We start from the raw sequence: 22,060 nt of genomic DNA, 5'->3' as shown, positions 1-22,060 counted from the left end.
TAGTAATTGTCTAAACTTATAATTTCTCGTTATCTTTCAATCAAAATGATTGCAGTTCGTCTATAAAAACTATTATTTCAACGGAAAATTATGAAAAAAAGTGCTTTAGTCCCCTATTTTTTCGTTGTACTGCTTAGTACATCTTGTGCGCAAAACTCAAATTCTGGCGCAAAAACCCCAAAAAGTGTTGATTTTACTGCTCAAATTGTTGTTGATGGAATCCAGAACCCTTGGGGTATGGCATTTATGCCAAACGGAGGGTTGTTAATCACTGAAAAAGCAGGGCAACTATTGTTTCACAAGGATGGAAATACCAGAAAAATACAAGGGTTACCAGAGGTTTATGTACGTGGTCAAGGAGGATTGATGGACGTAGAGTTACATCCTAATTATTCCGAAAATGGATGGATATACATATCCTACGCATCTCCTGATGGCTCAAGGAAAGGCGGAAACACCGCTATCTCACGGGCTAAACTTGAAGGAAACCGACTTGTGGACCATCAACTGCTTTATAAGGCTGAACCCAATACTACCCGTGGGCAACATTTTGGATCCCGAATAGAGTTTGACGAAGCAGGTTATCTCTACTTTTCCATTGGTGATAGGGGTAACAGAGATGTTAACCCACAGAATATCACCGTAGATGGTGGAAAAATATACCGCCTTCATGATGATGGGCAAATTCCAAAAGACAATCCCTTTATCAATGAAGCATCAGCAAAACAAGCCATCTTCAGTTATGGACATAGAAACCCGCAAGGACTGGCCAAACATCCAGAAACAGGGCAAATTTGGGAACACGAACATGGTCCAAAAGGTGGAGATGAAATAAATATCGTCCAAAAAGGTAATAACTATGGATGGCCTATTATAACCTATGGCATCAATTATAGTGGCACCAAAATCACCGACCAAACTTCCAAACCTGGTATGGAACAACCTCTCTATCAATGGACACCCTCCATTGCCCCATCTGGTATGACTTTCGTGACTTCGGACAAATATCCCGATTGGAAGGGAAATTTGTTGGTTGGCTCTTTGGCTTTTCAATATTTGGAACGACTTATCATTGAAAACAACAAAGTAATTTCCAGGGAAAAATTATTGGATGGTCTAGGCAGGGTTCGAAATGTACGGCAAGCCCCAGACGGTTATATTTATGTGGGTGTAGAGGGAAAGGGTATTTACAGACTGGTGCCTAAATAGGAAATTAACCTATTATTTCATGGCTTCAATAGCACGACGGACCGAGCCATACTTTTTTAGTGTTCTTTCTGCTTCTTCGTAATCCAGACCGAGCTCTTCCATCAAATAGCGGGTGCCCCGATTGACCAGCTTGTTATTGCTTAATTGCATGTTGACCATTTTATTGCCTTTAACCCGTCCTATGCGAATCATTAGTGCGGTGGAAATCATGTTGAGTACCATTTTTTGACTGGTTCCACTCTTCATGCGTGTACTTCCAGTCAAAAATTCCGGACCAACCACAATTTCCATGGCAATATCACTTTCAACGGCCAAAGGTGAACCGGGGTTATTGGTGATTCCGGCAGTCAGGATTCCATTTGCCTTGGCATCCCTTATTCCGCCCAAAACATACGGTGTGGTACCAGAAGCTGCTATCCCCACCAATACATCATTGGCATTTATGTTGTATTCATTTAAATCTTTCCAAGCTTGATGCGTATCATCTTCAGCAAACTCCACTGCCTTGCGAATGGCGCCATCCCCTCCTGCAATCAATCCTATGACTCTATCATGGGGCAACCCAAACGTAGGCGGTATTTCAGAAGCATCCAAAATACCCAATCGACCACTGGTACCGGCACCGATGTAGAACAGACGGCCACCATCTAAAAAGCGTTCGGCGATGGAATCCACCAGTTTTGTTACTTGTGGAATTACCTTGGCTACAGCATCAGCCACCTTTTTATCCTCGTTGTTTATGCTGGTAACGATATCGAGCGTATCCATTTGTTCCAACTTGTCATACAAGGAGGGTCTTTCAGTTATCTTAACATGTTTGTCAGCCATGGTTATAGCAGTTGTATGTTCATATTTTTAAAGGCCTCGAGCTTTGCGTCCCAAGGTTCCAACTCCGTAATAAGTACATCAATATCCTCCGCACCACAAATTTTATATCGTTGCATGGATCCAATTTTTTCTGATATACAGGGTGAAACCACTTTGCGGGAACTGTGAATCATGGCCTTTTTCATCTGTACTATTTCCCAATCAAACTCAGTTAGACCTTCAGTGGGGTGTATGGAATTTGTTCCCAAGAAGCAAATATCCACTTTTATTTCGGATAACATGTTGATGGCGCTGCCACCAATGGTTATTTGGGAATCTTTGGACAATCTGCCTCCAATAAAAATTGTTTCAATATTGGTTTTGCTGAGTAATTGTACTGCAATTGGAAGACTTGGTGTAAAACAGGTAAGTTTCATTTTGGAAGGCAATCTTCTAGCGAGTTCTAAATTGGTGGTTCCCCCACTCAGCAGAATTATCTGACCCTCTTTAATTAGGCTCATGGCCTTTTCAGCAATCAATGCCTTTTTCTCTAGGGAATAGATCTTTTTACCTATGGGATTGTAATTGTTGAATCCCAAAGAGACTGCTCCTCCGTGCACTTTCTTTAACTGATCAGAACGGTCTAACTCTTTAATATCACGACGAACCGTATCTACGGAAACATTCAACAAATCCGCCATGTCCGTCAACAACACCTTATTGTGAATCCTTACTTCATTTAAAATAAACTGCTGCCTTTCCTCCTTTAGCATACGGTTTGTAAAGTTAAATAAATCTTAAATCGAGTTTCAATAACAGCAAAATACGGCAAAAATCAAAGCACTTAGTATTATTAACATAAAAAAATGGCATTAAATTGCAAATCATGCTGTTTTTTGCATACATTTGATAAAAATACTTCGATATTTTGCCAGAACACCGAACACTATAATGATTTTCCATGACAGAAAATTATCCGGAGAGCCGAAGGTTTGAAAAAATCCACACCGTAATTCACGAGGACTCAAATGTGGCCTCCCTTTTTGTGGCCAATGAGATTGCAAGTTTGATCAATGAAAAACAGAAGCTTGGAAAAAAAACCGTCATTGGACTTGCCACGGGCTCCACACCTACCAAAGTGTATGAATATTTGGTGAAATTCCATAAGGAAGGAAAGCTGAGTTTTAAAAACGTAGTAACGTTCAATTTGGATGAATATTTTCCGATGGAGCCAAGCTCAATCCACAGCTATGTTCGGTTTATGAACGAGCATCTTTTCGACCATATCGATATTGAACCAGATAACATACATATTCCAGACGGCACACTTAAAGGAGAGGAAGTGCGTCAATATTGCCATGACTATGAAGAAAAAATTCAGAATGTTGGAGGCATAGATATCCAAATTTTGGGTATTGGGCGTACGGGGCATATTGGATTCAACGAACCAGGTTCTGCCCTTAATAGTAAGACCCGACTGATACGATTGGACCGAGTAACACGCCTGGATGCTGCCAGTGACTTCTTCGGTGAAGAAAATGTGCCCCGCAAGGCAATAACCATGGGAGTGGGTACTATTTTGAGTGCCAAAAGAATTATACTGATGGCTTGGGGCGAAGGCAAGTCTCCGATTATTAAAGAGGCCGTGGAAGGAAAAATCAAAGAATCTGTACCCGCGACCTTTCTGCAGCACCACGAAAATTGTGATTTTGTTCTAGATGACGCATCGGCTTCCTCATTGACTCGGGTGAAAACGCCTTGGTTGGTCTCTGAGTGCGAATGGAACGAAAAACTCATCAAAACAGCTACGATTTGGCTTTCTGAAAAGCTGAAAAAGGCTATTCTAAAGTTGACCAACGAAGATTACAACGAATATGGTATGGGAAATTTAGTGGCTGAAATTGGCTCTGCCGAACAAATCAACTTAAAGGTATTCAATCAATTACAGCGCACTATAACGGGGTGGCCAGGAGGAAAACCAAATGCAGAAGACAGTCAACGACCCGAGCGTGCACTCCCCTTCCCGAAAACTTCCCTGATTTTCAGTCCCCATCCTGATGACGATGTTATTTCCATGGGAGGAACCCTCCTGCGGCTTGTAGATCAAGGACATAATGTACACGTCGCGTATCAAACATCAGGCAATATTGCCGTTTTTGATGATGAAGTGATTCGCTTTTTGGATTTTGCCACCGATATACAAGAAGAAAACAAGGAGCTCAAAAAGAAGTTCAAAGAAGTCAGGGCGTTTTTGGCATCCAAACAACCGGGGCAAATAGATAATGATGAGATACAGCAGTTTAAAGGCCTAATCAGAAAAGGTGAGGCATTGGCGGCATGCCGCTATTGTGGCATCCCCGAAAAAAACGCCCATTTTTTAAACCTGCCATTCTATGAAACGGGCGCAGTACGAAAAAAACCGTACACAGAAAAAGATATCAAAATCACGTATGATTTGCTCAATGCGTTAAAACCACAGCAAATTTTTGCCGCGGGCGATTTATCAGATCCTCATGGAACGCACCGAGTCTGTCTGCAGGTAGTCTACAAGGCTGTCGAACGATTTTTGGAGGAAGGGGCCGAATGGATTAGACATTGCTATATATGGTTATATAGAGGTGCATGGCAAGAATGGGAAATAGCAGATATGGAGATGGCCGTTCCCATCGGACCAAAAGACATGAAACGAAAGATAAATGCCATCTTCAAGCATCAGTCGCAAAAGGACAGTGCCATGTTCCCAGGACATGACGAACGTGAGTTTTGGCAACGTGCCGAACAAAGAAACAAGGAAACAGCTAACCGATATAATGCCCTTGGTATGGCCGAATATGAAGCTATCGAAGGGTTCGTAAGGTATAATTTCAACTTTAACTAAAAACTAACTTCTCTATGGGAAAACGTAACAAACATGCAGGAAAAATTAGGTTCCGGCTACTGTTGGTGGTACTATTGGCAATATCGCCTGTAGCATTCGGGCAAAGCCAGTACACACTTAGCGGAACCGTAACTGAGAGTGGCACTAACGTGCCTGTTTCAGGAGCTTCGGTCTATCTTCAAGGAACAGCATTTGGAGGTGTGACCGATTTTGATGGAAATTACAGCTTTACCGCGAACTTGGATTCGGGGTCGTACACATTGACCATCAGTTCAATTGGATTTTCTACCCAAAACCTTAGTGTAGACCTAGGTGGAAGCACCTCAATTACCAATGATATCATCCTTCAGGAAGACCTCTTGAGTTTGGATGAAGTGGTTGTTACCGGAACCGGCGCAGGGGCCAATAAAAGAACTTTGGGTAATGCTATATCATCAATAAGATCTGATGAATTGGTCAACAACGGTGCCATCGCGGTGGATCAGGCTATTTCGGGGAAAATTTCAGGTGCACTGGTACAACAAAACTCGGGTGACCCTGCTGGAGGTATCAGTATCCGGTTGAGGGGGCCAAGTACCGTTTTAGGAAATTCTGACCCACTCTATATTGTTGATGGTATTATTGTGAGCAATTCCAGTAATAGTAATGATCTTGTTGACTTGGGAGGAAACTCTCAAAACCGTTTGGTAGATTTAAATCCCAATGACATTGAACGCATAGAGGTAATAAAAGGAGCTGCGGCAGCTGCCATCTATGGATCTCGGGCAAGTAACGGGGTGGTTCAAATATTTACCAAAAAAGGAAGAACCGGTGAAGCCAAGTTCAGTTTTTCTACCAATGTTCGTATCAACGAACTCAGAAAGGAAATCGACTATAATACAGTACCATTGGCGTGGGTAGATCCTTTTGACAGGACCAATTTAGAAACTACACCTTTGGAACGGTTTAACTATCAGAATGACTTTTTTGAGTCCGGCTTCGGTATTGAAAACAATCTTTCCGTTTCTGGCGGTAATGAAAAAACCACTTACTACATCTCGGGTTCCTTTCTAGACAATGAGGGGATTATAAAAAATACGGACTTCCAAAGAATAGGTTTTAAAACGAACATCACCCAAAAAGCCTGGGATTGGTTGGAAATAAATGCAGGGCTTAATTACACAAGGAGTGTGAGCAATGATATTCCAAATGGTGGTATCAATGCAGCGTATGGAGCCATTACAGGCTTTGTCTTTAGTGATAACTCCGTAAATCCAAATCCAGATGAATCTGGGGTTTATCCTGTCACCTCATTATTGGTTCCAAGGACCAATCCTTTGGAGGCTGTAAATCGATTCGATTTTGGTCAAAAAGTAAACCGGATTATTACCAATATTGGATTGAACGCGGATATCACAGAAAACCTGAGCGCCAGTTATCTATTGGGGCTTGATTTCTACAATCAATCGGCAACCGCTTTTATACCGATAAACAATACTTCGCCCAACGGCGATGGTTTTGCAAGAAGAGCAGATATCAATAGCTTCCAGTACAATAGTGATTTAAACCTGACTTATCAGATACCCATTAATGAAGACATTCAATCTACAACCACTTTGGGAGGTTCATGGCAGTATGAAGAATTTGACAGAGTAGCTATTGAGGCAGATGGTCTGGCACCAGTGGTAGAAGTAGCTTCTGATGGTAGTATTTTGGCTCAAGGAGAGACCCGTTCGCAAATTTCCTATTGGGGTTCCTTTTTACAGCAGTCTTTTGGTTTTAGAGATAAATTATACGTGAACGGCGCAATAAGGCTTGATGGAGCCTCCACCTTTGGAGAGGATGAACGCAATCAGTTGTATGCCAAAGCGAGTGTTTCCTATGTGATTTCTGAAGAGGATTTTTGGCAGGATACCTTTGGTGACACCTTCAACACCTTTAAAATAAGAGGTTCTTGGGGACAAGCGGGTAACTTGACTGCTTTGTCCGCATTCCAACGATTTACAGTATTTTCACCTTTCTCTTTGAATGGAACACCTAGTTTGATTCCTGCAGAAAATGGGATAATTGAAAGAAATCCGGAACAGGGAGATCCTGACATAGCCCCTGAAAGACAAGAAGAATTTGAACTTGGATTTGATGCAGGTTTATTCAACAACCGTCTTGGGATAGAGTTCACTTATTATAAGCAAGAAGTCACAGACCTTCTCTTGCCCAGAGAACTCTCCCCCTCAACTGGATTTGGTTCCAGAATTGAAAATGTAGGGGACTTGGAAAATAAAGGAATCGAACTCTTATTAAGGGGAGCTCCCATAAAAACCGATGACTTTTCTTGGGATGTGACCGCTACCTTCTCCAAAAATGAAAATGTGGTGACCAGTGTTGCAGGAGGAGGTCAGTTTGCTCTGGATGGGAGCTTTTCAACCAACTTTGTGATTGAAGGTGAACCATTGGGTGTATTCTTCCGTCAATTCTATGCGCGGGATCCTGATGGCAGCATTTCACTAGATGATGATGGTTATCCGTTTAGAGGAACTACGGAAGATGGAGAAGCGTCCAAAGTGATAGGCGATCCCAATCCCGAATGGTTTGGATCTTTAATCAATGAATTTTCCTATAAAAACTTTAAATTAAGAATACAGTTGGATGCCGTACAAGGATTTGATGTTTTCAACTGGAACCGAAGACTTTTGGACAATGTGATTTTTGGTGGAGGCTTCAATGTGGGCGAAGAGCTTTTGGGCAACCGAACTAAAGGTTTTGGTAGTGCCCAAGCGGGTATTTTCGAGGAATTTGTGGAAGATGGTTCGTTTGTTAAATTAAGGGAGTTGGCCTTAAGTTATAATTTTAAGCCACCCATTGACCATATAGACAACGTACAGTTGAGCCTGGTGGGAAGAAACCTAATCTCTTGGGACGACTACAGCGGATGGGATCCCGAAATCAATACCGCTGGACAGAGTAATGGGGTACGTGGATTCGATTTTGCGGGAGTACCAATCCCAAGAACCTATCAATTGGGAATCAATGTAAGTTTCTAAATCAAAAAAAAGTACAATGAAAAACTATATAAAACTATTTATCATTTGCATCTCACTCAGTTTGGGAGTAGTGTCTTGTGAAACAGACTTTGAAAATCCCAACGCCGCAACGGAAGATCAGGTATTCTCTTCACGGGAAGGTATCTTTGCAGCTGCTGTAGGGCTACAACAACTATATTCCGTAGTAGGCGTTCGCTGGATTGTGGAGACTCCCGCAATAACAACGCGCGAAGGAGGAATTACGACTACATTTCAAAACATGATAGAATTGGAGGATGGTGGCGCTGCCCTGCCCAATTTTAATTCCAACGTGCAGGGTTTATGGTCCAGTATGATTCGCGTCATCAAAATTGCTGAAGATATCGAGGCCAATGCCAATACCATTGAACTGGAAGCTGGAACACAAAGTGGACTTATCGCCCATGCGAAATTATTTAAGGCCTTGGCCATAGGAAGTTTGGCCCAAAACTACGAGCAAGTCATCGTGGAAACCAGTCCTGATAATGATGCTTCTTTTGTGCCCAGAATTGAAGGTTTTGAAACCGCGATTACCTTACTGAATGAAGCGGCTGCTCAGATAGCTGCAACTGCTCCGTCATCCGAATTCATCAATGGGGTTACGCTTGGAAACATTGATTTGGAAAATACCATAGCTGCTATGCTAGCTCGTTATAACCTTTTTGCGGGGAATTACGACGCAGCAATCACTGCTGCGAATTCTGTGGACCAGAGTGTTACTTCGATTTTTGCTTACGATACACAAAACCAGAATCCCATCTGGGCAAGGGTAATTCAAAATGATGCACCCAATTTTAAGCCAAGAGATAATTTTGGGCTACCTGCCGAATTTGTTTTTAATGGGGACGACGGCCGTTTTGACTTCTATCTGATTCCACTGGATACAACCAACCAAAATGGATTGCCCATTGAAGATATTTCAGGTTTTTTCAATGAAATTACCGAACCGATCCCAGTCTATTTGCCAGACGAAATGAATTTGATCGTAGCGGAAGCGCAGATTCGTTCAGGATCACCCAACTTGGGCGCTGCAACCGCAGCACTCAACGAAGTATTGACCGATAATGATGATCCTTTTGGCGTCAACGCAAACACGGCCGCTTACGCTGGGCCAAATACTGCAGATGCCCTGCTGGACGAAATATACAAGAACAGAAGAGCGGAGCTTTTCCTAACCGGTATGAGCCTTGAAGATAGCCGAAGGTTTGGAAGACCAGAACCTAGTGGTGCAGCCATGGATTATGATGAGGAACGTAACCGGAATTTCTATCCGTATCCTGATTTGGAACGAAATAGCAACCCAAATACTCCTGACGATCCTTCGATATAACAATAAATTATTTTGAGTTGGTGTTAGTTTTAATTTAATCCAAGCGAAAAGGCCTACTTTTAATCCATGTAGGCCTTTTTTACAACCCTATGCAAAAAGTCATATCCATACTTTCTTGTTTTTTAGTCTGCTCCTGTGCTGTACACAAAATTCCGGAAACAGAATTTAGGGGTGTTTGGGTGGCCACGGTGGTCAATATTGATTGGCCAAAACATGCCGATGATGTAACTTCCAAAAAAAAAGAGGATTTTCTCCAAATATTGGATTTCTATGAGCAGTTAAACTTCAATGCCGCCGTTGTTCAAATCCGTACTGCTGGCGATGCCTTTTACAAAACCGACTTGGCACCTTGGTCGAAATATTTAAGTGGTAAAGAAGGGAAATCCCCCGAAGATTTTGAAAATCCTTTAGAATGGATGATTGGGGAGACCCATAAAAGAGGTATGGAATTCCATGCCTGGCTCAACCCCTACCGTGCAACATTTGACCTTGATACGCTGGCTTTGGATACCTCCCACGACTTTTATCAGCATCCGGATTGGATGGTAAAATATGGTAAGAAGTACTATTACAATCCCGGTCTGCCAGAAGTACAGCAGAAATTTGTTGACATTGTTGAAGAATTGGTCACAAACTATCCTGTGGACGCCATACATTTCGATGATTACTTTTATCCATATAAGGTTGAGGGGGAATTTTTTGATGATGACGACACTTTTAGAATCCACGCATTGCCCAATCAAGCATTGGAAGATTGGCGAAGGAGCAATGTAGATTCATTGGTGAAAAGCGTCCATTTGGCCATCAAAAAAAATAAACCATGGGTGCAATTCGGGATAAGTCCATTTGGGGTTTGGAAAAACAAAAGCACCGACCCGAAAGGTTCGGATACCAAAGCAGGACAAACAACCTATGAAGATCTATATGCCGACCCCTTATTATGGATCAAAAAAGGATGGCTCGATTATTTGGCTCCACAAGCTTATTGGAGCATGGACTATCCGCCTGCTTCACACCGAAATGTGGTTTCTTGGTGGGCCAATAACTCCCAAAACACTAATTTGTACATTGGCAATGGGCCCTATAAAATCCGAAACAATAAAGACAGGGCATGGAAAAGAAAAAATGAGATTCCGAAGCAACTTTCTTTTTCCAGAGAACTGACCAATGTTAAGGGCAATATCTTTTTTAGTGCCAAATCATTGATTGGTCAGCATGAAGATGTAACCAAAAAACTTCAAAAGAAGTTCTATCGTTACCCTTCCAAAAATCCATCCCCGTTAAGCCCTGTGCAAAGAATCATATCGCAACCAAAGATTGATTCGATTATAAAAACCAAGGGTGCTGTTCAAATTAACATTTCGCACAGGGATTCCATTCCCCGATTTGTAAATTTTTATTCGGTTGATAAATCAAACCGTAAAAAACACCTGCTGGAACGGGGCTATTTGGAAGAAAGCCAAAATGTAATAAATACGGGGCTGAAGCTTCAAAAAAAACATTTAAAAAATGGAATAGGAATTAGCATCAACGATGCTTATGGTAATGAAAGTGATATAGTTCCCATAAAACTTAAAACAAATTGACCATGCAGGACATGCTTGTTCGACTTCTAGGACTCCCAGACATTACTGAAAAGGAAAAAGAGCTTATGGAAAACCATCAGGTTATTTTTAAGAGGCCCATACCTCCCGAAAAAAGCATTGTCGTTAATTGGGTGAGGGAACATTTCAGTCCCAATTGGGCTGATGAAGTTGAAAGTTCTTTCTCCGCATTACCGATTAACTGCTTTATTGCCCAACGCGATCAAGACATTTTGGGCTTTGCTTGCTTTGAGAGTACCGCTAAAAACTTCTTCGGACCAACAGGCGTATTATCTTCGGAACGGGGGAAAAGGATTGGGGAAGTGCTATTGATAAAAGCATTGGGAGCATTGCGTGAAATGGGGTATGCTTATGCTATAATCGGTGGTGTTGGTCCCGTGGAATACTACAAAAAAACGGTGAATGCCCATGTGATAGAAAAATCAGAAAGAAGTATTTACCAAAACCTGTTAAAACAACCCAAATAATGGTGGAAAAAGATAAAGGCGCCTGGGGCTGGATTCCTGCTTTGTATTTCACTCAGGGGATTCCCTATATCATGGTGGTCACGGTTTCGGTGATTATGTACAAGCGACTGGGTATTAGCAATGCCGAGATAGGCCTTTATACCAGTTGGCTTTACCTGCCTTGGGTCATTAAACCGCTTTGGAGCCCCATAGTGGACCTTAAGGGCACCAAAAGAAGCTGGTTTTTGATCATGCAATTGGTTGTTGCGCTTGCTTTTTTAGGTATCGGACTCTTTTTGCCTTCCAATGCCTTCTTCACCATTACCTTGGCCTTTTTCTGGATGGCAGCCTTTGCTTCCGCCACCAACGATATTGCGTCTGATGGGTATTACATGATTGGGCTGACACAAAAAAAACAATCATTTTTCATAGGGCTTCGAAGTACGTTCTATCGTCTGGCCATGGTCACCGGACAGGGGCTTTTGGTCATTTTTGCCGGCTTTTTGGAGAACAAATATGGAGACAACACCAAAGCATGGTCCATGACCATGATCTTAACGGCTGTCTTGATGTTGCTTTTGACCATCACCAACTTTTTTATTACGCCCAAATATGAATCCCGAATCAAAACAGCAACCGAAAAACCAGAAAGTTTCCTTCAAGTTTTTATCAGTTTCTTTGAAAAAAAGCAGATTTGGGTTGCCTTACTTTTTATACTTACCCATAGGTTGGGTGAATCACAATTGGTAAAAATGGCCTCACCATTTCTTTTGGATGAGTTGGAAATGGGTGGATTGAACTACTCCACCGAAGCAGTCGGCACTATTTACGGCACCGTTGGGGTAATCATGTTATCCATAGGGGGTATAACTGGAGGGATTTTGATTTCTAAGGACGGTCTTAAAAAATGGATGTTGCCCATGCTTTTGGCCTTGAATATTCCCAATGCACTGTATGCCATTTTGGCCTATACTCAATCTACCAACATATATGCAGTGGTGGGAACTGTAATTCTTGAACAATTCGGATATGGATTTGGGTTCGCTGCGTTTTTGATTTTTCTCATCTACATTTCTGAAGGAATTTCCAAAACCTCACACTATGCCATTGCCACAGGTTTTATGGCCTTGGGGATGATGCTGCCCGGAATGCTCAGTGGGTACATACAGGAGTGGTTGGGCTATGACGGATTCTTCCTTTGGGTCGTACTGGCCGCTGTTCCGGCCTTTATTGTTCTTCGCTATTTGAATTATCCTGCAGATTATGGGAAAAAAATCAACGATTCCAATGAATGAAAAGATTCTGAAATATGAGGACGCCAAACGAGCGTATTCCCTCCAACAAAAGGTGGGACAGCTTTTCATGCCGGCGGTTTTCATAAATGATTCAGAAGAGGAAGTTCAAAGAATGGAACGGCTCATTCAAAATTTCCATATAGGGTCATTATGTTTTTTCCATAGCCGTGCAAGTGCTGCCACTAATTTTGAAGGGAATAAAAAAATTGAGTACAACGCCAAAAGCTCGGAGCGGATAAAAGAACTCATTGAACGATATCAAAAAGCAGCGGAAATACCACTTTTGATTGCCATTGATGCAGAATGGGGGCTTGCCATGCGCATTGAAGAAACACCACAATACCCATACGCCATAACTCTGGGGGCATTGCAAAAAGACAACAATCTTATTTATGAAGTAGGAAGAAACATTGGAATGGATTGCAAGGAAGCCGGCATTCATTGGAACCTTGCCCCGGTGGTCGACATCAATAACAATCCGGACAATCCGGTCATAGGATACCGTTCGTTTGGTGATGACAAGGCCAATGTCATCAAAAAGGGGAAAGCTTTTATACAAGGCATGAAAAGTGTGGGCATTTTAAATGCATTAAAGCATTTCCCAGGTCATGGTGATACCGCTGTAGACTCTCATCTTGGACTTCCCATTATAGATAAAACCATTAAAACCTTGCAAGAAAACGAACTTGCCCCTTTCCAAAACCTTATGGATCAGGATGTGGACGCCATAATGATTGGACATATGTTGCTTCCGCAACTTGACAAAAAAAATCCCAGTACAACCTCATCATTCATAATTACAGAATTGCTTCGCAAGAAAATGGGTTTCAGCGGGGCAATCATTTCGGATGCATTGAATATGCATGCCGTTTCTAAGCGATTCCCAGAGAAAGGACAACTGGAAGTAGCTGCATTTAATGCAGGCATGGATATATTCTGTTTTAGCGAACATCCAGAAGAAGCCCTACACTCTATTTTACAGTCTGCATCTGAGAAACGTATTGAAGAAAGTTTCCAAAGGCTATGGCAACTTAAAGAAAAAGTCTTTCTGCAAAAGAGTCACAACGCTGATACGCCCAGGGTCGGTGCTTCAGAGCTTAATAAAAAAATTGCCGAGAGAAGCATTACCGAACTGTACGGAAACCCTAAAATGGTTGAAACAATCAAGTCTTCAGATTTTGTAAACCTTTCTGTTGTAAACGGAAAGAGCAATCTGTTCTCTTCTAAAATAAATACAGTATTCGGTCAGCAAAAATTGGCAATAGACTTAGGACATGATGAACTGATAGCTAAGTGGGCTGAAATAAATCATGTTGTTTTGGCTTTGTTTCCTCCAGCCGTAAAGCCGAAAAATCAATTTGGGTTTAATGAAGAAACATTGGGAATGATCAAAAGGATGGTGAAAGAAAAAAACACCTTGATTTATTTATTTGGCAATCCCTATGTGCTGGATATTCTGGACTTACAGGCTGATTCAAATGTGGTTTTGGCATATCAAGACTTTCCAGAGTTCCAAGAGGCCGCCTTTGATCATTTTCAAGGTGCTATTGAAGCCAAAGGTAGGTTGCCCATCAAACTAAAAACATTGAATTCATGAATTCAAAAATCATTGATTCTTGGAAAAAAAATGCATCGGAATGGATAAAAGTCATTCAAAACCAAGATATCCCATCTCGAAAATTCACCAATAAAGCCATTGAAGACACCCTGAAAGAGATTAATGGAAAAAAACTGGTTGATATTGGCTGTGGTGAAGGCTGGTTGACCCGAAAAATGGGACAATCAGGATGGGATGCTACGGGATTGGATGCCATTCCCGATTTAATTGACGATGCAAAGAACAAAAGCAACGATGCTTTTTATGTTTTCACCTTTGAAGAAATTATTGCCGGAAAATCAATCCCCAACGGACCTTTTGATGTGGCCACATTCAATTTTTGCCTATATTCCAAGGAAGGCATGCAACGGCTATTGAAAAATACATTGACCCAATTAAATCCGAAGGGTACGATTGTGATCCAAACACTACATCCCTATTTTTTGATCTCCCATGACTTATCCTATAAAAGTCAGTGGTTACAGGATTCTTGGAAAGGTCTCCCAGGAAATTTTGAAGATGGCCATTCCTGGTATGCCCGTACTATGGAAGACTGGATTGCAGAAATTCAAGAGCTCAACGCAAGTGATTTCCAACTTAGCGAAATAGTAAACGACAAGGAAAAACCAATTTCATTGATAATAAAAATATCCAAGTAATGCATATTTATAAAGCTATTGGGTTGATGTCCGGTACTTCCTTGGATGGACTGGACATGGCCTATTGTCATTTATGGGAAGAAAATGGGTTCTGGAAATTTGACATCAAGGAAACCCATGAAATCGCCTATAGCGATGACATGCGGGAATATCTTAAAAATGCAATCCATCTCTCCAATGAAGAGCATGAACAGTTGCATGATGATTATGGGATATGGCTTGGAAAAAGGGTTAATGATTTTATGGAAGAATTGGAGGGAGAAGTGGATTTTGTGTCGAGCCATGGTCACACTTCTCACCACCGCCCTGAAGAAGGTTTTACCTTTCAATTGGGAAATGGACAGCTTTTAGCGAATATATGCAACATGCAGGTTGTGTGTGATTTTAGGACTAAAGATGTATCTCTGGGTGGACAAGGAGCGCCCTTGGTTCCCATTGGCGACCAATTATTGTTTTACAACTATGACTTTTGTTTGAATCTGGGCGGTATCAGTAATATGTCCTTCGAAAAAAACAAAAAAAGAATTGCCTACGATATCGGGTTGGCCAATATGCCACTGAACTATATCACTCAAAAAATGGGACTGGCTTTCGATGAAGATGGAAAAATCGCTCGTTCTGGAAAACTGGACCACGACCTATTGGAAAAACTCAATACATTGGAATATTATCGACTCCCTTACCCCAAATCCACGGGTTACGAATGGTTTATAGCAGAAATTGTTCCCTTAATTGAAAACGCCAACGTATCCGAAGCCGATTTGCTCTGCACCTTTATCCATCATAATTGCGAACAAATTGCCATCGAGGCCAAAAAACACAGCTCAAAACCAAAAGGAAAGCTATTCGCCACTGGAGGAGGTGCCCTTAACTCTTATTTTATAGAAATTCTCCAAGAAAAATTGGGGGCAGACATCACCGTAATCGTGCCGGATAAAACCTTGATTGCATACAAAGAAGCCTTGGTTTTTGCTTTAATGGGTGTTTTGCGCTTACAAGGTAAAACTAATGTCCTAAGTTCCGTAACCGGTGCCAGAGAAGATTCTTGTAGCGGAGAGGTCTATTTTCCCCAAAATTAGGCCGCAGCTATCTTTTTTGATTTTTTTGCAAGCCCGAAAAGAAATAGAGAAAACAAACCACAAATGGCCAATCCTGCAAAAAGGGGCCAAACTGTGATGTCTACAAAATTGCCAATGAAAGTAGCAATGGGTATCGCCAAAACAGTTGATACAAAACCATTGATGGCAGCCCCAATTCCGGCAATATGTCCAATGGGCTCCATGGCAATCGACCTATAGTTGCCCCACATAAAGCCCAAACAGAAAAACTGTGCCGAAAGAAATCCTACCAGAATAAAGATATTAGGGTTCGCAGAATTCAAGAACACCAAGGTGTACAAAAGTGCAATCAAGGTGAATGCGGCCGTGGCCATTCGTGAAAGTTTTCGCATACCAAACCGCATAACCAAAGTACCATTCAACAGGGTGGCCAAACCGATGGAAATGGCCAAACCTGCAAAAATAAAAGGGAAAGCCTCCTTTAAATTATATTGATTTTCAAAAATGTGCTGGGCCGAACTTAGGTAGACCAAAAAAGAACCTGTTACCAATCCTGATATGAACGTAAAGGCCACAGTTTCCCGATATTTTATGAATTCTTTCAAACCATCCACAAAAACATGACTGGAAAAGGGCACCTTATATTCGGGATGAAGTGTTTCACGCTGTCGTCTCCAAAACCATATAGCTGTCAATAATGCAAATAATAGCTGAACATAAAAAATGGCTTCCCACCCAAAGCGGTCCAAAATCACCTTGCCAATAGCCGGTGCCACCACGGGCACCAGAATAAAAAAGGCCACCACAAACGAAATAACCCTGGCCATATAATCCCCTTTATAGGTATCCCGAATAATCGAAATAGCTATGGTCCGCGGTGCTGAAAGACCTATTCCCTGTAAAATTCTACCGACAACCATCACCTCAAGAGAGGATGCATATAAGCAAATAATACTAGCAATAAAAAAAAGAACAAACCCTGCATAAACCATAGGCTTTCTGCCATAACAGTCAGACATGGGACCAAAAAACAGTTGACCCAGCCCAAGACCCAAAAATATCATGGTGACCAAAAGTTGATTGTCGGTCGGTTCCAAACTATTGATGGCTATCCCAATATCTGAAATAGCAGGCAAAATGGCATCAATGGCCAGTGCCACGATGGACATCAAAGCTGCCATTAAGGCTATAAACTCAAAATTGGGTTTCTGTGTGTCTTTTTGCATGCCGCAAAAGTAGGTATACCCTTATCAATCATGAAGCATTTAAGATAGAATTAAGGTTGCCTTTTGTTTAAAGGAAGGTAACTCCAACCTTACATCTAAAACAACACATCAAAATTCACATCTATAACTACTTGTTTTACTATAAAATGCTCATTTGATACTATCTTTAACTTCTTTCTCAAAAAATGAATCGTTTAAAAGTCTTGGTAGTTGGCTGTGGCAATATGGGAACTTCGCATGCCCGTGCCTATGCAAAATTGGATGGTTTTGAACTCGTGGGCCTTGTCAGTAGAGGCTCAGAGAGTCGAGAACGATTGTCCAAGGAACTTGATGGAGTGGCCACCTTTTCGAACTATCGGCAAGCTCTAGCTATTACCCAGCCCGATGTGGTATCGGTCAATACATACCCGGACACCCACTTTGAATTCGTGAAAATCGCCCTAGAAGCCGAATCCCATGTTTTTGTTGAAAAGCCCCTTGCCTTGACCGTTGAAGAAGCCCAAAAGTTGGTATGGCTAGCCAAAAAACAAGAGAAAAAACTCGTTGTAGGTTACATACTAAGGGTTCACCCGACTTGGGCCAAGTTTACTGAACTAGCGCAAAAGTTGGGAAAACCTTTGGTCATGCGAATGAACCTGAACCAACAGAGTTCGAGGCAAACATGGCACACCCATAAGCAGCTTATGAAGTCAATGTCCCCCATAGTGGATTGTGGCGTACATTATGTGGATATCATGTGTACCATGACGCAATCAAGCCCAACTAGTGTTTCTGCCATTGGTTCTCGATTAACAGATGAAATTGATTCCAATATGTACAACTATGGACAATTGCAGGTTCGATTTGCTGATGGCTCTGTAGGCTGGTACGAAGCGGGTTGGGGCCCGATGATGAGCGAGACGGCCTTTTTTATTAAAGATGTGATTGGCCCAAAAGGAAGTGTTTCCATCAACGAGTTGGACAAAGGGGCATCAAAGGATATTGAAGGGCATACTAAAACGGGGAGTCTGCGTCTACATCATAGTGCATTGGACACCAATGGCAACTTCATCAAATCAGATGAAATAATAAACACCGAAGAAGAGCCGGACCACGATCAACTCTGCCTTTTAGAGCAAGAATTTCTACTGCAAGCTATCCGGGAAGATCTTGATTTAACCAATCATCTAAATGATGCGATAAACAGCCTCAAAATAGTACTCGCCGCCGATCAATCTGTAAAAACAGGGAAGACCGTTTATTTATGAGGGGATTTGAGATATCTGAAATCCGTTCAAATAATCAAAGTGGAATATTTCCATGTTTCTTTTTGGGTGGTTCCACCTGTTTTTTCTCAAGCATGGCAAAAGCCTTCAATAGTTTACGTCGCGTTTCCTTGGGCAGAATTACCTCATCAATAAATCCGCGACGTGCTGCTCTATAAGGGTTGGCAAATTTCTCTGCATATTCCGTTTCTTTTTCTTTTAGTTTTGCCTCTGGATCGTCCGAAGCGGCAATCTCCCTTCTAAAAATGATTTCACTGGCTCCTTTTGCCCCCATTACGGCGATTTCGGCCGTTGGCCAAGCAAAGTTGAAATCGGCTCCAATGTGTTTCGAATTCATTACATCGTAGGCACCTCCATAGGCTTTTCGGGTAATAACAGTAACCCGGGGTACAGTAGCTTCGCTCAGGGCATAAAGCAGTTTGGCCCCATGAACGATGATGCCGTTCCATTCTTGGTCGGTTCCGGGTAAAAAACCAGGTACATCCACCAAAACTAGCAGTGGAATATTAAATGCATCACAGAATCTTGTAAACCGTGCTGCCTTTTTAGAACTATTTACACCAAGCACACCTGCCAAGAACATAGGTTGGTTTGCAATAATTCCAACACTCCTACCCCCTAGTCTGGCAAAGCCAACGATAATGTTTTCTGCATAATCTTTATGTATTTCGTAAAATGAATGCTCATCGATGATGCCTTGGATGACATCATGCATATCGTACGGTTTGTTGGGATTGTCGGGGACAATACTGGAAAGCTCTTCACGCAACTCTTCGCCCAACTCATATTCCATCGTTTTGGGTGCCTCCCTATTGTTTTGAGGGAGATATCCCAACAACTTTTTAATATCATCCAAGCAAGCAGCGTCGTTGGAAGATGTTTTGTGCGCCACGCCTGATTTAACGGCATGGGCACTGGCCCCACCCAATTCCTCGGAGGTGACTTCCTCGTTCGTTACGGTTTTTACCACATTAGGACCTGTGACGAACATGTAGCTGGTACCTTCAACCATAATTATAAAATCTGTCATTGCAGGAGAATATACCGCACCTCCTGCACAAGGACCCATTACAGCCGATATTTGGGGGACAACGCCTGAGGCCTGAACATTTCTGTAAAAAATATCCGCGTAGCCACCTAAGGATCTCACACCTTCCTGAATACGCGCTCCACCGGAGTCATTTAGACCAATAATGGGTGCCCCGACCTTCATCGCCAAATCCATGACCTTGCAAATTTTTTCGGCATGGGTTTCGGACAGTGCCCCGCCAAAAACGGTAAAGTCCTGTGCGTACACATACACCAATCTCCCGTTCACGGTTCCATATCCAGTGACCACACCATCACCAAAATAGATTTCCTTGTCCATACCAAAATCGGTAGTTCGATGGGTAACCAATATGCCCATCTCTTCGAAAGAACCCTCATCAAGCAAATATTGAATCCGTTCCCGTGCAGTGAGTTTTTTCTTTTGATGCTGTTTTTCAATACGTTTTTCTCCCCCACCCAAATGCGCCTGGGCAATACGGTCTTGTAACATTTTCAGTTTATCATCCATTGGAATCAGTTTGTTGGCAGTTTTATATTTTTTTTGTCCTCAAGATATTGGAAAAAGGCCATCAACGCAGCTATTTCAGCTTCTTTGATTTGCTTTTCTTTTATCTTTTCGGGTGAGTAGTGGTCCTTAACAAAATGGGTGTCAAAATTTCCAGACCGAAAAGCTTCATGGGCCATTACAAAGCTTCCGAAGGGTAAGGTGGTCTGGGCTCCTTCTACCTTATAATTACGGATGGCATCTAGCATAAGCTCTATGGCCTCTTCCCTAGTTTTTCCATAGGTAACCAGTTTAGACAGCATGGGATCATAATAAATTGGAATATCCATGCCTTCTTCAAAACCATTGTCGACACGTATTCCATCTCCTTCGGGCAATCTATAAACCTCCAGATTCCCAACACTGGGCAGAAAATCGTTTAAGGGGTCTTCTGCATAAACCCTTAGCTCCATCGCATGACCTTTTATTTTTAAGTCTTCCTGCTTTAGCTTGAGCTCTTCTCCTCTTGCTACTTTAATTTGCAATTCTACCAAGTCAACTCCGGTAATCATTTCCGTTACCGGATGCTCCACCTGTAATCGGGTATTCATCTCCAGAAAGTAGAAATTGTGATCGGCATCCATCAAAAATTCGACCGTCCCGGCACCAACATAATCACATGATTTGGCCACTTTTGTGGCAGCTACACCCATTTCTTCCCTTAATTCTGGTGTTAGTAGGGACGATGGTGCTTCCTCCACTACTTTCTGGTGCCTTCTTTGAATGCTGCATTCCCGTTCAAAAAAATGAAGCACGTTGCCATGGGTATCCGCCATAACTTGAACCTCGATGTGTCTTGGGGAAGTGACATATTTTTCCACAAAAACGGAACCATCGCCAAAAGCCGATGTTGCTTCACTAATGGCGCGTTTCATCCCAGACTCCAACTCTGACTCTTTCTCAACGATACGCATGCCTTTTCCGCCACCTCCGGCCGAAGCCTTAATGAGTACTGGGTATCCGATTTCATTGGCTATTTCATGGGCTTTTTTCACATCAGTAATAGCTTCATCAATACCAGGCACCATGGGAATATCATATTTTTTAACGGCTTCTTTAGCCGCCAATTTGCTTCCCATAATTCGAATGGCTTTCGATTTGGGTCCTATGAACGTAAGTCCATTTTTTTCCACTGCCTCTGCAAAATCTGCATTCTCGCTTAAGAAACCATATCCAGGATGGATGCCGTCCACATGCAGTTTTTTTGCCACTTCAATAATTTTATCCCCACGTAAATAGGATTGGCTTGAAGGAGCTTCACCAATACAGACCGCTTCATCGGCAAATCGTACATGGGGTGCGTTTCTATCCACCTCAGAGAATACCGCTACTGTTCGAATGCCCATTTTTTTTGCGGTCTTCATCACCCGCAATGCAATTTCTCCCCGGTTGGCCACCAATATTTTTTTCATGTGCTATTTATTCAAATTCTATTAGAAGTTGTTTTTTGTCGACCGCCTCACCTTGTTTGACCGCTATACTTTTTATAATTCCATTTCTTGGTGAGGTAATGATGTTTTCCATTTTCATGGCCTCCAATATCAAAAGTTGGTCCTCTTCCTTAACTTCTGTCCCTACTTCCACAATAATATCCAGAATCAATCCCGGCATGGGGGCGGTAATGGAATCAATGTTTTTGGAGCCATTTACGGCAAAGCCCATTTTTTCGATAAGCTCGTCCAGTGGATCGTTTATGGAAACGTTGTGTTCATTTCCATTTACACTGACCGTATAGTTGCGGGATGAAAAGTCGGTTTTAAGGACTTTAAGATGATAAGAAATTCCATCCTTCAACAGATGGAAATCCGCTGACCCTGTTCTAATTAAATCCAATGCTGAAACATCTTTTTCGGTAAGTTGAAAATCCAGATTGTGGTCTATCTGAATCTTATAGGATTTTTCCATAAAATAGTTGCTATGGTTACTTTTTTAAATATAAGGTTAATGCCAGAAATCTATGCAAAACTATCGTCAATTACTTTTTAAGATTATGATAAAGGTCATTCATTTTAAAAATATTCAGCACTAACTATGCACTACGATCCAAACAAGGT

The 22,060-nt window shown here is 42.0% G+C and carries 17 protein-coding genes; 11 read left to right on the top strand and 6 right to left on the bottom strand.

Annotation, left to right across the window (positions count from 1 at the left end):
• Window positions 1-90 precede the first annotated feature (90 nt).
• The gene (locus tag GTQ34_RS01160) at window positions 91-1,209 is read left to right on the top strand and encodes a PQQ-dependent sugar dehydrogenase (protein WP_166521927.1); all 1,119 of its coding nucleotides are present in this window, start codon (window positions 91-93) and stop codon (window positions 1,207-1,209) included.
• 12 nt (window positions 1,210-1,221) lie between these two features.
• Here the strand turns inward: GTQ34_RS01160 and murQ are convergent, their stop codons facing one another.
• Window positions 1,222-2,037 carry an N-acetylmuramic acid 6-phosphate etherase gene (gene murQ, locus GTQ34_RS01155; protein ID WP_166521926.1) on the bottom strand — a complete coding sequence of 272 codons (816 nt, stop codon included), beginning with the start codon at window positions 2,035-2,037 and terminating at the stop codon, window positions 1,222-1,224.
• 2 nt (window positions 2,038-2,039) lie between these two features.
• A complete protein-coding gene (locus tag GTQ34_RS01150) occupies window positions 2,040-2,789 on the bottom strand; it encodes a DeoR/GlpR family DNA-binding transcription regulator (RefSeq protein WP_166521925.1) in 750 nt (249 codons plus the stop codon).
• 188 nt (window positions 2,790-2,977) lie between these two features.
• Between GTQ34_RS01150 and nagB the strand changes: the two genes are divergently transcribed.
• The 9 genes from nagB (at window position 2,978) to GTQ34_RS01105 (ending at window position 15,942) form a co-directional block, all read left to right on the top strand.
• The gene (gene nagB, locus GTQ34_RS01145; protein WP_166521924.1) at window positions 2,978-4,894 is read left to right on the top strand and encodes a glucosamine-6-phosphate deaminase; all 1,917 of its coding nucleotides are present in this window, start codon (window positions 2,978-2,980) and stop codon (window positions 4,892-4,894) included.
• Between the two features lie 14 nt (window positions 4,895-4,908).
• On the top strand, window positions 4,909-7,914 hold the full coding sequence (locus GTQ34_RS01140; protein ID WP_166521923.1) for a SusC/RagA family TonB-linked outer membrane protein: 3,006 nt from the start codon (window positions 4,909-4,911) through the stop codon (window positions 7,912-7,914).
• Window positions 7,915-7,930: 16 nt separating this feature from the next.
• Window positions 7,931-9,262 carry a RagB/SusD family nutrient uptake outer membrane protein gene (locus GTQ34_RS01135; protein WP_166521922.1) on the top strand — a complete coding sequence of 444 codons (1,332 nt, stop codon included), beginning with the start codon at window positions 7,931-7,933 and terminating at the stop codon, window positions 9,260-9,262.
• Window positions 9,263-9,351: 89 nt separating this feature from the next.
• Window positions 9,352-10,848, top strand: coding sequence for a glycoside hydrolase family 10-like protein (locus tag GTQ34_RS01130; protein ID WP_166521921.1), 1,497 nt, complete (start codon window positions 9,352-9,354; stop codon window positions 10,846-10,848).
• A gap of 2 nt (window positions 10,849-10,850) precedes the next feature.
• Complete coding sequence (locus GTQ34_RS01125; RefSeq protein ID WP_166521920.1) at window positions 10,851-11,333, top strand: GNAT family N-acetyltransferase; 483 nt, start codon at window positions 10,851-10,853, stop codon at window positions 11,331-11,333.
• Complete coding sequence (locus GTQ34_RS01120; RefSeq protein WP_166521919.1) at window positions 11,333-12,607, top strand: MFS transporter; 1,275 nt, start codon at window positions 11,333-11,335, stop codon at window positions 12,605-12,607. Before GTQ34_RS01125 ends, GTQ34_RS01120 begins: the two co-directional genes overlap by 1 nt.
• A complete protein-coding gene (locus GTQ34_RS01115) occupies window positions 12,600-14,204 on the top strand; it encodes a glycoside hydrolase family 3 protein (RefSeq protein ID WP_166521918.1) in 1,605 nt (534 codons plus the stop codon). The genes GTQ34_RS01120 and GTQ34_RS01115 overlap by 8 nt, the downstream gene beginning before the upstream one ends.
• Window positions 14,201-14,863: a class I SAM-dependent methyltransferase gene (locus tag GTQ34_RS01110; protein WP_166521917.1), complete on the top strand. Its 663-nt coding sequence runs from the start codon at window positions 14,201-14,203 to the stop codon at window positions 14,861-14,863. Before GTQ34_RS01115 ends, GTQ34_RS01110 begins: the two co-directional genes overlap by 4 nt.
• Window positions 14,863-15,942 (top strand): anhydro-N-acetylmuramic acid kinase, encoded by a 1,080-nt coding sequence (locus GTQ34_RS01105; RefSeq protein WP_166521916.1) that lies wholly within the window; start codon window positions 14,863-14,865, stop codon window positions 15,940-15,942. Before GTQ34_RS01110 ends, GTQ34_RS01105 begins: the two co-directional genes overlap by 1 nt.
• Here the strand turns inward: GTQ34_RS01105 and GTQ34_RS01100 are convergent.
• Window positions 15,939-17,147 (bottom strand): multidrug effflux MFS transporter, encoded by a 1,209-nt coding sequence (locus tag GTQ34_RS01100; protein WP_166521915.1) that lies wholly within the window; start codon window positions 17,145-17,147, stop codon window positions 15,939-15,941. The genes GTQ34_RS01105 and GTQ34_RS01100 overlap by 4 nt on opposite strands.
• A 185-nt stretch (window positions 17,148-17,332) precedes the next feature.
• Here GTQ34_RS01100 and GTQ34_RS01095 point away from each other — a divergent pair, with 185 nt between their 5' ends.
• Entirely contained in the window at window positions 17,333-18,394 is a 1,062-nt protein-coding gene (locus tag GTQ34_RS01095; protein WP_166521914.1) for a Gfo/Idh/MocA family protein, read from the top strand.
• A 34-nt stretch (window positions 18,395-18,428) separates the two neighbouring features.
• On the opposite strand, the gene GTQ34_RS01090 is transcribed toward GTQ34_RS01095, so the two are convergent.
• The 3 genes from GTQ34_RS01090 to GTQ34_RS01080 are packed head-to-tail and all read right to left on the bottom strand — an operon-like array spanning window position 18,429 to window position 21,911.
• The gene (locus GTQ34_RS01090; RefSeq protein ID WP_166521913.1) at window positions 18,429-19,970 is read right to left on the bottom strand and encodes an acyl-CoA carboxylase subunit beta; all 1,542 of its coding nucleotides are present in this window, start codon (window positions 19,968-19,970) and stop codon (window positions 18,429-18,431) included.
• Between the two features lie 5 nt (window positions 19,971-19,975).
• A complete protein-coding gene (accC, locus tag GTQ34_RS01085) occupies window positions 19,976-21,418 on the bottom strand; it encodes an acetyl-CoA carboxylase biotin carboxylase subunit (RefSeq protein WP_166521912.1) in 1,443 nt (480 codons plus the stop codon).
• A 7-nt stretch (window positions 21,419-21,425) separates the two neighbouring features.
• On the bottom strand, window positions 21,426-21,911 hold the full coding sequence (locus GTQ34_RS01080; protein WP_166521911.1) for an acyl-CoA carboxylase biotin carboxyl carrier protein subunit: 486 nt from the start codon (window positions 21,909-21,911) through the stop codon (window positions 21,426-21,428).
• Between the last annotated feature and the right edge of the window lie 149 nt (window positions 21,912-22,060).

It is taken from the genome of Flagellimonas ochracea (genome assembly GCF_009903685.1).
GTDB classification, from domain to species: Bacteria; Bacteroidota; Bacteroidia; order Flavobacteriales; family Flavobacteriaceae; genus Flagellimonas; species Flagellimonas ochracea.
The sequence above is the reverse complement of the archived record's forward strand: the minus strand, read 5'-3'. Positions and strand labels throughout refer to the sequence as shown.